12 protein-coding genes are annotated in these 12,940 nt (G+C 75.2%); 8 read left to right on the forward strand and 4 right to left on the reverse strand.

All coding sequences use genetic code 11. From position 1 onward, the window contains the following. The first annotated feature begins 23 nt into the window (after positions 1-23). The 3 genes from B6R96_RS02175 (at position 24) to B6R96_RS38620 (ending at position 3,932) form a co-directional block, all read left to right on the forward strand. Entirely contained in the window at positions 24-734 is a 711-nt protein-coding gene (locus B6R96_RS02175) for a class I SAM-dependent methyltransferase (RefSeq protein WP_081521351.1), read from the forward strand. Between the two features lie 258 nt (positions 735-992). Next, complete coding sequence (locus tag B6R96_RS02180) at positions 993-2,519, forward strand: FAD-binding oxidoreductase (RefSeq protein ID WP_081521352.1); 1,527 nt, start codon at positions 993-995, stop codon at positions 2,517-2,519. Between the two features lie 12 nt (positions 2,520-2,531). Beyond that, positions 2,532-3,932 (forward strand): S1 family peptidase, encoded by a 1,401-nt coding sequence (locus B6R96_RS38620; RefSeq protein ID WP_261341243.1) that lies wholly within the window; start codon positions 2,532-2,534, stop codon positions 3,930-3,932. On the opposite strand, the gene B6R96_RS02190 is transcribed toward B6R96_RS38620, so the two are convergent. Genes B6R96_RS02190 through B6R96_RS02200 form a run of 3 tightly spaced genes read right to left on the reverse strand, consistent with a single transcriptional unit; the run spans position 3,883 to position 5,862 of the window. Next, entirely contained in the window at positions 3,883-4,278 is a 396-nt protein-coding gene (locus B6R96_RS02190; RefSeq protein ID WP_107475444.1) for a hypothetical protein, read from the reverse strand. The two genes, B6R96_RS38620 and B6R96_RS02190, sit on opposite strands and share 50 nt — an antisense overlap. A gap of 52 nt (positions 4,279-4,330) precedes the next feature. Beyond that, positions 4,331-4,903, reverse strand: coding sequence for an HXXEE domain-containing protein (locus tag B6R96_RS02195; RefSeq protein ID WP_053175878.1), 573 nt, complete (start codon positions 4,901-4,903; stop codon positions 4,331-4,333). Then, complete coding sequence (locus B6R96_RS02200) at positions 4,900-5,862, reverse strand: AEC family transporter (protein ID WP_237291629.1); 963 nt, start codon at positions 5,860-5,862, stop codon at positions 4,900-4,902. Before B6R96_RS02200 ends, B6R96_RS02195 begins: the two co-directional genes overlap by 4 nt. A gap of 67 nt (positions 5,863-5,929) precedes the next feature. Here B6R96_RS02200 and B6R96_RS02205 point away from each other — a divergent pair, with 67 nt between their 5' ends. The 4 genes from B6R96_RS02205 (at position 5,930) to B6R96_RS02220 (ending at position 10,425) form a co-directional block, all read left to right on the forward strand. Next, complete coding sequence (locus tag B6R96_RS02205) at positions 5,930-7,258, forward strand: sensor histidine kinase (protein ID WP_081521354.1); 1,329 nt, start codon at positions 5,930-5,932, stop codon at positions 7,256-7,258. Further along, on the forward strand, positions 7,255-7,935 hold the full coding sequence (locus tag B6R96_RS02210) for a response regulator (protein WP_030384870.1): 681 nt from the start codon (positions 7,255-7,257) through the stop codon (positions 7,933-7,935). The genes B6R96_RS02205 and B6R96_RS02210 overlap by 4 nt, the downstream gene beginning before the upstream one ends. Before the next feature lie 193 nt (positions 7,936-8,128). Beyond that, entirely contained in the window at positions 8,129-9,196 is a 1,068-nt protein-coding gene (locus B6R96_RS02215) for an alpha/beta hydrolase (protein ID WP_081521355.1), read from the forward strand. Further along, a complete protein-coding gene (locus tag B6R96_RS02220; protein WP_030384868.1) occupies positions 9,193-10,425 on the forward strand; it encodes an acyltransferase family protein in 1,233 nt (410 codons plus the stop codon). The genes B6R96_RS02215 and B6R96_RS02220 overlap by 4 nt, the downstream gene beginning before the upstream one ends. A gap of 79 nt (positions 10,426-10,504) precedes the next feature. Here B6R96_RS02220 and B6R96_RS02225 read toward each other — a convergent pair whose 3' ends face one another. Continuing rightward, a complete protein-coding gene (locus B6R96_RS02225) occupies positions 10,505-10,927 on the reverse strand; it encodes a DUF350 domain-containing protein (RefSeq protein WP_030384867.1) in 423 nt (140 codons plus the stop codon). Positions 10,928-11,022: 95 nt separating this feature from the next. Here B6R96_RS02225 and B6R96_RS02230 point away from each other — a divergent pair, with 95 nt between their 5' ends. Next, on the forward strand, positions 11,023-12,891 hold the full coding sequence (locus tag B6R96_RS02230) for a GNAT family N-acetyltransferase (protein WP_081521356.1): 1,869 nt from the start codon (positions 11,023-11,025) through the stop codon (positions 12,889-12,891). Positions 12,892-12,940 lie beyond the last annotated feature (49 nt).

A 12,940-nucleotide genomic window follows, 5' to 3' on the forward strand; every position in this document is an offset into this window, starting at 1 on the left:
TCCGGAGGCTACTGTTCAGGGGCATGACAGAGACCTCGTACCTGAGCTCCGTACGGGCGTCCTACGACGCCGTCGCCGTCGACTACGCGCGGCTGGTCAGTGCCGAACTGGCCTCAAAGCCGCTGGACCGGGCCATGCTGGCCGCCTTCGCCGAGTACGTGCGCGACGACGCGGGCGGCGGGGGCCGGGCGGTGGCCGACCTGGGCTGCGGCCCGGGCCGGGTGACGGCGCATCTGGACGGGCTGGGTGTACGGGCCTTCGGCGTCGACCTGTCCCCGGCGATGGTGGCGGTGGCCCGGCGGACCTATCCGGGGCTGCGGTTCGAGGTGGGCTCGATGGCCGCCCTGGACGTGGCCGACGGGGTCCTCGGCGGGGTGCTGGCCTGGTACTCCACCGTGCACACGCCGCCCTCCGAGCTGCCGTCGCTGTTCGCCGAGTTCGCCCGGGTCCTGGCGCCGGGCGGCCATCTGCTGATCGCGTTCGAGGCGGGTGGCACGGGGGTCGCCCCGGACGGGGCCGGGGGGCGGAGCCGGCTGGACCGGGCGTACGGGCATCCGGTCGACCTCGACGTGTACCGGACGCCGCCCGGGCTGATCGCCGACCTGCTGACCGGGGCCGGACTGACCGAGGTGGCCCGGCTGGTCCGGGAGGCGACCGCCGACGAGAGCACGCAGCAGGGCTTCCTGCTGGCCCGCAAGGCGGCGGAGCCGGCCGGGCGGGCCGGGACCCGGTAGCGCGGCAACACCCTGCGGTGCGCCGAGACCCCGTGGTGCGGCGGCACCCCGTGCTGCACCGGCACTCGGGGGGCGCCGGCACTCGGAAGTGCGGCGTACGGCGGTCGTTCACCGGTCGCAGGGCGGCCTTTCCCGGTCCGTCAATAGGACAGGCCGACCGCGCCGAACCGTTTCGGCTGTGCGCCGTTCAGGGGGCACCCCGGTGCGTGTGGGACCCGCCTGCACGGCTATCGCCCCGGGCGGTGGCAGGAAGGAGGTATGAGCCTCCATCGCCGCCAAGTCCTGGGCAGCGCGGCCGCGGCCGTCCTCGCCACCGTCGGCGCGGCGGCCCGGACCCCGGACTACGGTGCCCTGGCACGCGGGATCGACGGGCGCGTGGTGCTCCCCGGGGACCCGGACCACCCCGAGGCCCGCCGGCTGTTCCAGCCCCGGTACGACTCCGTCGCCCCGGCCGCGGTGGCCTATCCCGCGCACGCCGGGGACGTGGCCGGCTGCCTGGACTTCGCCCGGCGCTCCGGCGCACCCGTGGTACCGCGCGGCGGCGGGCACAGCTACGCCGGCTGGTCCACCCGCGCCGGCGGCCTGGTCGTCGACACCGGAGCCATGGCGGCGGTGTCGGTCGACGGGGACGGCGTCCGGATCGGCGCGGGGGCCCGGCTCGGAGACGTCCACGCGGCCCTCGCCGGGCGGGGACGGTCCGTCCCCACCGGGCTGTGCCCCTCCGTCGGCATCGCCGGCCTCACCCTCGGCGGCGGCCTCGGCCTGGCCTCGCGGGCGTACGGCACCACGGCCGACCGGCTGACCGGAGCCCAAGTGGTCACACCCGACGGGACCGTCCGCAAGGTCTCCGCCGACCGGGATCCGGAGTTGTTCTGGGCGCTGCGCGGCGGTGGGGGCGGCAACTTCGGGGTGGTCACCGAGTTCCGCTTCCGGTCGCACCCGGTGGGATCCTGCGCCTTCGCCGAACTGCACTGGCCCGCCGCGGAGTCCGCGGCCGTGCTGCGCGGCTGGCAGCGCTGGCTGGCCGCGCTGGCGGACCCGTTCTGGAGCCAGGTGGAATTCACCGTCGAGTCCGGGACCGGGACCGGGGCCGGGGCTGCGGGGCCGCCCGCGGTGCGGGTGGTCTGCCTCGACGGACGCCACGAGCTGGAACGGCAGTTGACCCGGCTGGCGGACCTGGTCGGCGGGGCGCCGCGGGACAGCTGGATCGTCGTACGCAGCCACGAGGACACGGTCCGCGCCCTGTCCGGCTGCCTGGAGCTGAGCCCCGCCCAGTGCCGGCTGCCGGGAACCCTGCCCGGCCGGGACCCGCAGGGGCGGCTCGGCCGGGACTCCTACGCCGCCCGCTCCGACTTCTGGGCGGGCGGCGGCCTGCCGGACGCGGCGATCGGCGCGGTCCTCGACGGTGTCCGGCGGTACGGGGCGGGCGTCCCGGCGGGCGGGCGGGGCGTGGTGCAGTTCGACGGGGTCTGCGGGGGTGCGGTGAACCGGGTCCCGGCCGGCGGCACCGCCTTCGTGCACCGCGACAGCGCCTTCCTCGCCCAGTACCTCGCCTACTGGCCCGAGTCCGCGCCCGCCGCCGAGGTGGCCCGGCACCAGGGCTGGCTCGACGGGCTCTGGCAGGCCCTGCGCCCCTGGGCGAGCGGGCACGCGTACCAGAACTACATCGACCCGAAGCTCACCGACTGGCGCGAGGCCTACTACGGCGCGAACCTCGCCCGCCTGCAGGAGGTCCGGCGTGCCTACGACCCGGACCGGCTCTTCCGTTTCCCCCAGGCCGTTTAGGGAGTGTCCGGCATGCGACGTACGTTGACGATGGCCGCGGTGGCGGCGGCCGCCCTGCTCGTGGCGGTGCCGGGCGGGCCGCTGCCCGTGGCCCGGGCCGAGGCCGGGAGCGTCGTCGCCCCGGCGGCCGCGGGCCGCTGGTCGGCGCGCGAGGCCGGGGCCTTCTGGACCGCGGAACGGATGGCCTCCGCGATTCCGTTGCCGCCCGTACTGCCCGTGCCGCCCGAATCGGCCGAACTGTCCGAAGCAGCAGAGCCGATGGATCCGGTGCCGCCCGTGGATCCGGTGGATCCGGCGACCCCAGTGGGTCCGGCGACACCGGTGGATCCGGTGGATCCGGTGGACCCGGTGGATCCGGTGGACCCGGTGGACCCGGTGGACCCGGCGACCCCGGTGGATTCCGTGGATCCGGCGACCCCTGCGACCCCGGAGGACCCGGTGACCCCGGTGGACCCGGCGACCCCGGTGGACCCGGTGAACCCGGTCGTTCCGGTGCCGTCCGAGCCGGTCCCGGGTGCCACACCCGCCACGCCCACCCCGGTCGGGACGGAGCTGCCCGTGCCGTCCACGCCCCCGGCCGCCACCCCCACGCCCTCCCCGACCCCGACCCCCGCACCCACACGGACCCGCACACCGTCGGCTCCGGCCCCGGCCCCGGCCGTCGTCCCGCGGCTGCCGGCCCTCACCCCCGGCGTCGGGCAGAACTTCGACGGCGTCCCGGTCGCCGGCCGGATGTTCCTCGTCAAGGGCGGCGGGTCCTACTTCTGCACCGCGAGCGTGGTCTCCTCCCCCGGCCGCAACCTCGTGATCAGCGCCGCGCACTGCCTGACCGGCTCCGACACCCAGCAGGTGGCCTTCGTACCGAAGTACACGAAGGCCAAACCGCAGCCGTACGGCATGTTCCCGGTCCTGCGGGACGCGGGCGGACGCTCCCGGATCTGGATCGACCCCCGCTACCGGTCCCAGGGCGTCGACCGAGCGGCCACCCTCGACGTGGCCTTCGCCCAGGTGGGCCCGAACGCCCGCGGCGTCCCCGTGGAGAGCGTGGTCGGCGGGAACCGGCTGGTGACCGGCGCGGGTTACGCACACGCCAAGGTCACGCTGATCGGCTACCCCTCCTCCGCCGCCCGGCCGCGCCTGTGCGCCAACCGGACCACGAAGTTCACGAGCGCCGACGCGCGGATCCCCGGGTCGTTCCTGCGGATCAACTGCACCGGCTACCCCGGCGGGACCAGCGGCGGCCCGTTCCTGAACCGCTACAACGCCCGCACCGGGACCGGTGACGTGGTGGGGGTGATCGGCGGCTGGAAGACGGGCGGGGACAAGAGCGACACCTCCTACAGCTCCTACTTCGGCGCGGACATCAGGAAGTTGTACGAGAAGGCGGTTGCCGGGGCGAAGGCGTCGCGGTGAGCACCCGCATCCGGCGGGTGCGGCGCGGGTTGCCGACCGTGCGCGGCGTGGCCACGAGCCCGTCGCCGCTCAGCGCGTCGGCGGGCGCGAGGCCGAGACGGCGGCGCAGGTCGGCGAGGGCCGCGTGGACGGGCGCGAGGACGACCTCGGCGCCCGGAGCGATGGACGCGAGGGCGTGCGCGGTGGTCTCGATCGCCTCGGCGGCGTCCTCCGCGGCGCTCCGGCTCCATCCGCCGGGCGGACCGGCGCCCCAGGGGGCGATGGTGTCGTAGAGGTGGCAGGCGGCATCGGCCACGGCGTCGGCCCGTTCCCCGACACCCGGCGCCGCGATGGTCGGCAGTTCCATGCCGGGTCAACGAGCCGATGCCGCCCGGGGTACGAGCAGGGGGCCGCTGCCCTCAGGCTCCGGCCCGGCGGATCCGGCGGGCGACGGCGTGCGAGGCGGCGGTGGCCGCACCCGCGAGCGCCAGGCCCGAGACGATGTCGCGGGCCCGCGCGGGCCGCAGCACCCCGGCCCGGCGCAGCCGGCCGCGCGCCCACAGGGTGAAGGGGACCACGAGCAGCGGCGAGGTGACCACGCCGGGGGTGTAGCCCCGGGTGGCGGCGGCCTGCGCGACGTGGACGAGCCCGTGCAGGCCGAAGCCGTTCAGGGAGGCCTGGTAGAAGGCGGAGCGTCCGCCGGTGCGGTAGCCGTCGGCGGAGGCGGCCGCGACCACCAGCCCCATCACGCCGACGGCGGTGGCGAACTCGCGCCCGTCGACGGCTTCCAGACGGCGCCAGATCCGGTCGGGGACGCGGGGGTGGCGCTCGCGCAGGACGGGGATCCTGGTACGGGTCCAGCGCGCCATGGTGGCGACCTCTTCGAGGTCGTGCACGGTCCAGGCGGCGAGCAGTCCCAAGGTGACGGCCCCGCGCGATATCGCGGGGCCTGCGGCCGGGGCGGAGGCGGAACGGGAGGTCGATGCGTTCATGGCGCAACAGTTTGCAGCCACAGGGGCAGCAGCAGAAGCGACACGAGCGAGCTCTTGATCACGATCGAGGCGGAGAGGTCGACGCCCACGTCGTAGCGCTGGGCGAAGATGAAGAGGTTCTGCGGGGTCGGCATCGCGGCGATCAGCACCAGGTACGCCAGCCACTCGCCCCGCACGTCGACGAGCAGTCCGCACACCGCCCAGGTGAGCAGCGGGAACGCCAGGCACTTGAAGGCGATGAGGGCGAATTCCTCGCGCGTGGTGCCCCGCAGGTGGAGGCCGAGGCCGCCCAGGTGGAGGCCGAGGGCGAACAGGGCCACCGGGGAGGCGCTGTCCCCGACGAACGCGGCGCCGTCCAGCACCACGGCCGGGACCCGTACCGAGAGCAGGTTGAGCAGGATCCCCGCGTTGCAGGCGAGGACCAGCGGGGTGGCGAGCGAGGCGCCGACGGCCCGGGCGAGGCGGCGGCCCGGGCCGCCGGCCGCGGGACCGGCCCGGCCGAGCTCCATGAGGGCGATGACGACCAGGGACAGCACGCAGACCTGGAACAGCAGGATCGGGAAGATCGGCGCCGCCGTCCCGAACACCGTGATGAAGACGGGGACGGCGAAGTAGGCGGTGTTCACCTGGACACCGGCCATCACGCGCAGCGCCACGTCGCGCGGCTCGCGCAGACCGTGGGCGACGGCCGCCACGGCCACCACCACCACGGCGAGGGCCGCGGCTCCGGCGTACCCGCCGATCGCCCGCCAGTTGAACAGGGCTCCGAGGTCGCTCGCGTAGATGTTGCCGAACAGGTAGCAGGGGACGGCGAAGAGGAACGCGTAGTCGGAGAAGACCTTCGACGCTTCGGCCGGGACGATCTTCCGGCGGGCGAGCAGCACCCCGCCGCCGAAGGCCAGCAGCACCGGCACCAGTTTCTCCAACGCCGCCGCGGTGCCCATGCCCGTATCCCCCATGATCGACAAGGCAAGCAGCGTAGCTCTCCCCCTCTCACGGCCCAGCGGCGCATAGGCTGGTGCGATCATGAGCGACAAAGCCCGCATCCGTACCTCCTCGGCGGCCGGGGCCCGCATGCCCGGTGCGCTGGCGCAGCTCGCCGTATTGCTGCGCACGCCCGCCGGGACGGCGCAGCCCCTGTTCGCGCAGTCGCCCCAGCGGTGGCAGCGGGCGCTGCCGTTCGTCGTCGTCGGCCTCTTCGTCGTCACCCTGCTGCCGGTGACGATCACGGTGCTGACCAACGACTACGGGATGGCCGGCGGCTGGGCGGGCGCGCTGGGCGTGGCGCAGACCGTGCCGCTGCTCCTCGCGGTGACCCGGCCGCGGTCGGCCTGGGCCGTCGTCCTGATCGCCGACACCGTCGCCGCGGTGCTGCTGATCGGTGCCGACAAGGTGGCCGGGCAATCCTGGCCGTGGCCGCCGATGACCATCGTCGGCTATCTGGTGCTGATGGCCTGCCTGGGACTGCGCGAGTCCGTCCGGCCCCTGGTCGCGGTGTGGCTGGTGACCGGCGCCGTAGGTACGGTGCTGGGCTTCTCCCCGCCCGCGGACATCACGAACACCACCGCGCTCCTCTTCGTGCTCAGCGGGGTGGTACTGGTGCTGACGGGCGCGCTGCGGGGGCTCGGCGACGCACAGCAGCGGATCGTCGAGCAGGAGAGCATCAGCGAGGCCGAGCGGTCCCGGCGGACCCTGCTGGAGGAACGGGCCCGGATCGCGCGCGAATTGCACGATGTGGTGGCCCACCACATGTCGGTGATCACCGTGCAGGCCGATTCGGCGCCGTACCGGGTGCCGGGGATGTCGGAGCCGGTACGGGAGGAGTTCGCGGCCATCGCGGCGAGCGCGCGGGAGTCGCTGGGCGAGATGCGGCGGCTGCTGACCGTGCTGCGGGGCGACGGGGCCGGCGGGGCGGACGGCGCCGACGGCGAGCGGGCCCCGCAGCCGGGGATCGACCGGCTCCAGCAGCTGGTGGAGGCGACCGTACGGGCCGGGCAGCCGGTGGAGTTGTCGCTGGCGGCCGGTGCCGCCGGGGCGGCGCCCCCGGCGGTGGACCTGTCGGCGTACCGGATCGTGCAGGAGGCCCTGGCCAATGTGGTGCGCCACGCACCGGGTGCGCCGACCCGGGTCTCGGTGACGGTGGACGAGGACGAGGTCCTCGTGCTCGTGGTCAACGGCCCGGCCCGGGGTGCCGTGGTGGAGCTGGAGAGTTCGGGCACGGGGCACGGTCTGGTGGGGATGCGGGAGCGCGTACGGTTGACCGGCGGGACGCTCGACACCGGCCCGCTGCCCGACGGCGGCTTCCGGGTCGCCGCCCGGCTTCCGTTGAACGACCCGACCGAGGACCTCAGTTGACCATCCGCGTGATCATCGTCGACGACCAGGCCATGGTGCGGGCCGGGTTCGCCGCGCTGCTGTCGGCGCAGGCCGACATCGATGTGGTGGGCGAGGCCCCCGACGGGCGCCAAGGGGTGCAGGTGTCCCGCTCCACGCACCCCGACGTGGTGCTGATGGACGTGCGGATGCCGGAGATGGACGGGCTGACGGCCGCCCGCGAGATCCTCGATCCCCCGCCCGGGGTGGTGCACCGGCCGAAGGTGCTGATGCTGACCACCTTCGACATCGACGACTACGTGTACGAGGCGCTGCGCGCGGGGGCCTCCGGTTTCCTCCTCAAGGACGCCCCGCCGGCCGATCTGATCGCGGCGGTCCGGGTCGTCGCCTCGGGTGAGGCCCTGCTGGCGCCCTCGGTGACGCGGCGGCTGATCGCGGACTTCGTCCAGCAGCGGCCGGCGCCGCGCAAGGATCCCGCGCTGCGGCTGAAGGGGCTCACGCCGCGCGAGACCGAGGTGCTGGAGCTCATCGCGCGCGGCCTGTCGAACCAGGAGATTGCGGGCCACCTGGTGCTGGCGGAGCAGACGGTGAAGACGCACATCGGCCGGGTGCTGGCCAAGCTCGACCTGCGGGACCGGGCCCAGGCGGTGATCTTCGCGTACGAGGCGGGGCTGGTGCGGCCGGGCGACTCCGGCTGATCCGGCAGGCGTTGCCCCGCGACGCCGAAGGCGTACGTCCACGATGCGCCGGCCGGGAGAAGCGCAGTCCGCCGGCGATCTCTCTCCTCCACCCCCTACTGGGGTATGACAGGCGACTTGGCTCCACGGTCCGACGTGGCCGCCGGTACCGCGTCCTTACCTTCCCCCTCGTCACGAGGAGAGGAGAAGGGGCATGCGCCGCTTCGGAAGGACACTGGTCACCGCCGCACTGGCGGTGACCGTCGTCGGGGGGAGTGCCGGTTGGGCTTCGGGCGACAGCCAGGCGGCGGTCACCGGGCCGCCGCCCGGCACCGCCGCCTGGCGCGCCGACACGGCGGCCGGCCGGCCGCTTCCCGATCCCGCGACCGCGACACCGCTCGAGGTGGCCGCGTTCTTCGCCGGGCTGGACGACGCCGCGCGCCGGGACCTCGTACGGTCCCACCCGCTGGTGGTGGGCAACCTGGACGGGGCTCCGCTCCCCCTGCGGTACGAGGCCAACCGGATCGCCGTCACCGCCACGGGCGAGGCGCGGTACGCCTCCCTCGCCGCGCCGGACCGGCAGATCCTGGCCTTCGACCCGCGCGGCCGGGGCCAGGTCGCCGAGGTGTTCGGGGATCTGGAACACGCACGGCACGTCTCGGTGATCGTGCCGGGTTCCGACAACGACGCGGCCACCCACGACGCCCGGCGCAAGCCCGCCACCGGCCCGGCCGGGATGGCCCGGGCCCTGCGCGAGGCCACCGGCGGGGCGGCCGGCGGGGCCACCGGCGGCTCCACCGCCGTCGTCGCCTGGATCGGCTACACCACCCCGGTCGGCGTCGGCCTGGACGCCGCCGACGGCCGCCTCGCCCGCGCCGGTGCGGCCCGGCTCGCCCGCTTCACCGCGGGTCTCGACGCCGTCGGCGCACCCGACCCGGTGCTGTTCTGCCACAGCTACGGCTCGGTGGTGTGCGGGCTCGCCGCCCGGCACACCGACGCCACCGACATCGTGGCCCTCGGCTCCCCCGGGATGCGCGCCGGCACCGCGGCCGCCCTGCACACCGACGCCCGCGTCTGGGCCGCCCGGGGCCCCTCCGACTGGATCGCCGACGTCCCGAACGTCGAGTTCGCCGGGGTCGGCCACGGCGCCGACCCGACGTCCGCGGCCTTCGGTGCCCGCCGGGTGCCCGCCGCCGACGTCCAGGGCCACACCGGCTACTTCGCGCCCGGCACCCAGTCCTTGGCGGCCTTCGCCGCGATCGCGGAGGGAGCGGCCCGATGAGTGCCACCGCCATGGCCCTGGCCCCGCTGCGCAAGGCTGCCTCCCGCATCGACCGCCACACCCCTGCCCACCGCGACCGGGCGATCGACGGTCTGCGCGCCCTGGCGCTGCTGGCCGTACCCACCGGCCACTGGCTGCTGGGCGGTTTCACCCTCGACGCCGACGGCGGCCTGCACAACGCCAGCCCGCTGTCGGCCCTCGGCGGGCTGGCACCCGCCAGCTGGGTGCTCCAGATGCTCGGCATCTTCTTCCTCGTCGGCGGTTACGCCTCGGCGCTCTCCTTCGGGCGCCGCACCGGGCCGGTGCGCGCCTGGCTGAAGGGCCGCGTCGTGCGGCTGGGGCGGCCGGTGCTGGGGGTCACCGCGGTGTGGGCGCTGGCCGCGCCCGTGCTGTACGCGGCCGGGGTGCCGGAGGCAACGCTGCGGACCGGGGCGACGCTGGTGATCCAACCGCTGTGGTTCGTGGGGGTGTACGTGGTGGTGACCGCACTGACCCCGTACTGCGTGCGGGCGGCGCGGCGCCTCGGCGGTCTGTCCGCCGCCCCGCTGATCGGCACGGTCGCCGTCGTGGACTTCCTGCGCTACGGGCCGTTCGCCGACTCCGTACCCTCCTGGCTCGCGCTGGTGAACATCCTGCCGGGCTGGCTGTTCGCGTACCAGCTCGGCGTCTGCTGGGGCGAGCGGCGGATCGGGCGGCGCGGGGCCTGGCTGCTGCTGGCGGGCGGGGCGCTGCTGTTCGCGGCGCTGCTGGCGGTCTTCCACTATCCGGCGTCGATGGTGGGCGTACCGGGTGCGGCACGGACCAACTCCCACCCGCCGTCGCTCCTGGTACTGGCCCTGGCCTCGGCGCAGTCGGGTGCGGCGATCCTGCTGCGCGAACGGCTGGCGAAGCTGCTGGCCCGGCCGGCCCTGTGGGCTCCCGTGGTCGTGATCAACCTGTCCGCCATGACGATCCTGTGCTGGCACCAGAGCGCCATGCTGGCGGCGGCCGTGCCCGGCTCGTTCGCGGGTGAACTGGCCGGGCTCACGACGGCGCCGGACGGCCCGGCCTGGATCGCGGCGCGGCTGGCCTGGATGCCGGTGTTCGCGGTGCTGTTCGTCGGGATCGCCCGGTATGCCCGGCGGTTCGAGAGCCCGCCGCGGGAGGGGCGCGGGGCGAGTGCGCTGCGCCGGACCGTGGCCGGGCTGCTGGCTGCGGGGTTCGCGGTGTTCGCGCTGGGACTGGCCTGAGAGCCCTGGGTCCGCGCGAACGGCGAGAGCGCCGCTCCCTTGTGGGAGCGGCGCTCTCGTCACGTACGGGCGCTGCGCGTCAGGCGATCGAGGCGGCGACGATCGCCGCGACGGCGAGGTTGCAGGCCGCCGAGACCCAGACCGCCGGGTGGGGCTGCGGGTCGACGACGATGGCGCCGAGCTTGCCCGGGGTCACCAGGTCGAGGACGAGGAAGGCCACCGCCATCAGGATCAGGCCGAGGACGCCGAAGGCCGCGGTGGACAGCAGGCCCTTGCCGAAGTCCGAGTACGTCGTCCAGATCGAGGTGAAGACGATGCCGCCGATGCCGAGGAGCGCGGAGCTGAGGAAGAGGGCCGCATTGCGGTTGCGCTCTTCCCAGATCTGCTTGGGAAGCTTCCCGGGCGTCAGCACGTCCACGAGGACGATGCCGAGGATCAGCAGGACCAGGCCCAGGGCGCCGTAGGCGCTGGTGCGGCCAAGTCCATTGATGATGTCGCTCATTGAGAAGCCTGTCTCCGCGTGGGTGGGAAAGGATGTGCCGTGGGGAGGCCGAATCTATCGCACGGCCTTGACGCAGACCATGGGGAGGTCAGCAGATGGTAAAGGTCAGGGCCGCGCGACCGGCCGAGGCGCAGGACCTGACCGGGCTGGTGATGCGGTCCAAGGCCCACTGGGGGTACGACGCCGGCTTCCTGGCCGCGTGCGCGCAGGAGCTGCGGATCCGGGCCGGCGACATGACGGACCGCCGCATCGTCGTGGCCGAAAGCGACCTGGGCGAAGTGCTCGGGGTCGCCTCCCTGGAGGGTGCTCCCCCGCTGGCGGTCCTCGGGCTGCTCTTCGTGGAGCCGTCGGCGATCGGGCGGGGCGTGGGCCGGCTCCTGTACCGGGACGTGCTGCGGCGGGCGGCGGAGCTCGGGGTGCGCCGGCTGGTGATCGACTCCGATCCCCACGCGACCGGGTTCTACCGGGCGATGGGGGCGGTCGCGAGCGGGCCGGGCGGCGCGGGCGGGCCGGGCGGCGGCCCCGAAGGCGGGTCGGCCCTGGTCCGGTTCGAGGTGGCGCCCACCCCGCTCGCCGACTGGGCGCGGGCGTGGACCGGCGGCGGACGGGCCGTGCACCTGGGCAATGTCGGTGAGTTCAACGTGCAGTTCGGCGACGCCACCCTGGACCGTGCGCAGCGGCCCGCCCACCACTACGCCTGCCTGGCCGCCTTCTACAGCCCGTACCCGGCCGCGCTGGTGCTGCCGCGTGCGGTGCCGCGGGGCTGGACCGAGCTGGTCTGCCGCCAGTTGGGCTGGACCGGGGTCGAGGTGTACGACGGCCTGCTGGACGGGGACGGGACCGGGGACAGGGACAGGGGCAGGGGCAGGGATCCCGGCCTCGCCGATGCCGTACGGGCCCGGCCGGCGCTGGCCGCGCTGCTGACCGGGGGCGGGCTGCCCCTCGTACCCTGGGGGCGCACCCGGCCGTTCGGGCGGCTGGCGGGCCGGCCGTGGCGGGCCGGGGAGCTCCGCTACGAGTCGAAGTCCGCGGCGCACGGGCTCTTCGCGCGGATCCTGGCGGACGGCGGCCATCCGGGGATCGTGCTCCCGCGGCAGTGGCGGGCCGACGGGCGGTGGGCGGCGGCCCGGATGCTGGCGGCCCGGACCAGGGCGGGCGAGAGCACCGTTCTGAAATCGGAGCACGGTGTCGGGGGTTCGGGCACCACGGTGCTCACCCCCGCACGCGTCCGCGCGGCGGGCGGGGCGCGGGCGGTGCTGCGCCGGCTGCCGCGCGGGCCGCTGCTGCTGGAGGAGTACGTCGGCGGCCCGGCGGACGGGACGGAGGCGACCGGGGGCCGGGGCGAGGGCGGGGGCGGGGGCCGGGGCGGCGGCCCGCGGGACCTGACGTACGACGGCTTCGTCGACGACGCGGGCCGCGTGCACGAGGTGGGCGGGGCGGTGATGGACGTGACGGACGGCTGTTACCGGGGCGCCACGGTGGGGCCCGGGGTGGTGCCCGAGTGGGCCGGCACGTCCCTTGCGGCCTTCGGGGCAGCGGTGGGGCGGGAGCTGGCGGACTGCGGCTACCGCGGCTGGTTCGACGTGGACTTCGTCGCCGACGGGCAGGGGCGCCTCGCGCCGACCGAGACGAACCTGCGGCTGACCGGGCCGTCGATCGCCTTCATGGTGGCGGCCCGGCTCGATGTGCTGCGGGGAGCGGGGCACCTCGTACGGATCGCCGACCGGGTGGAGCTGGGGGCGCGGCTGCCCGAGGCGCAGCTGGACGAGTTGTGTGCGGCCCTGGTGCGGAGCTGCGCGGAGCTCGGGGCGGTGTTCGTCCCCGCGATCCCCACCGGGGCCTTCGAACCGGCGCCCTGGCTGGGTGTGCTGGTGGCCGCGCGCAGCAGGGAGGTGCTGGACGCGGCCGAGGCACGGGTGCGGGCCGAGGCGCTGGCCGTCGGGGCGATGTTCGGCCCGCCGTAGCCACCCGAACCGGGCCCGCCGCACGCCCGACCCGCTGTACGGCCGAACC

Source organism: Streptomyces sp. Sge12, from assembly GCF_002080455.1.
In the GTDB taxonomy this organism is placed as follows: Bacteria; Actinomycetota; Actinomycetes; order Streptomycetales; family Streptomycetaceae; genus Streptomyces.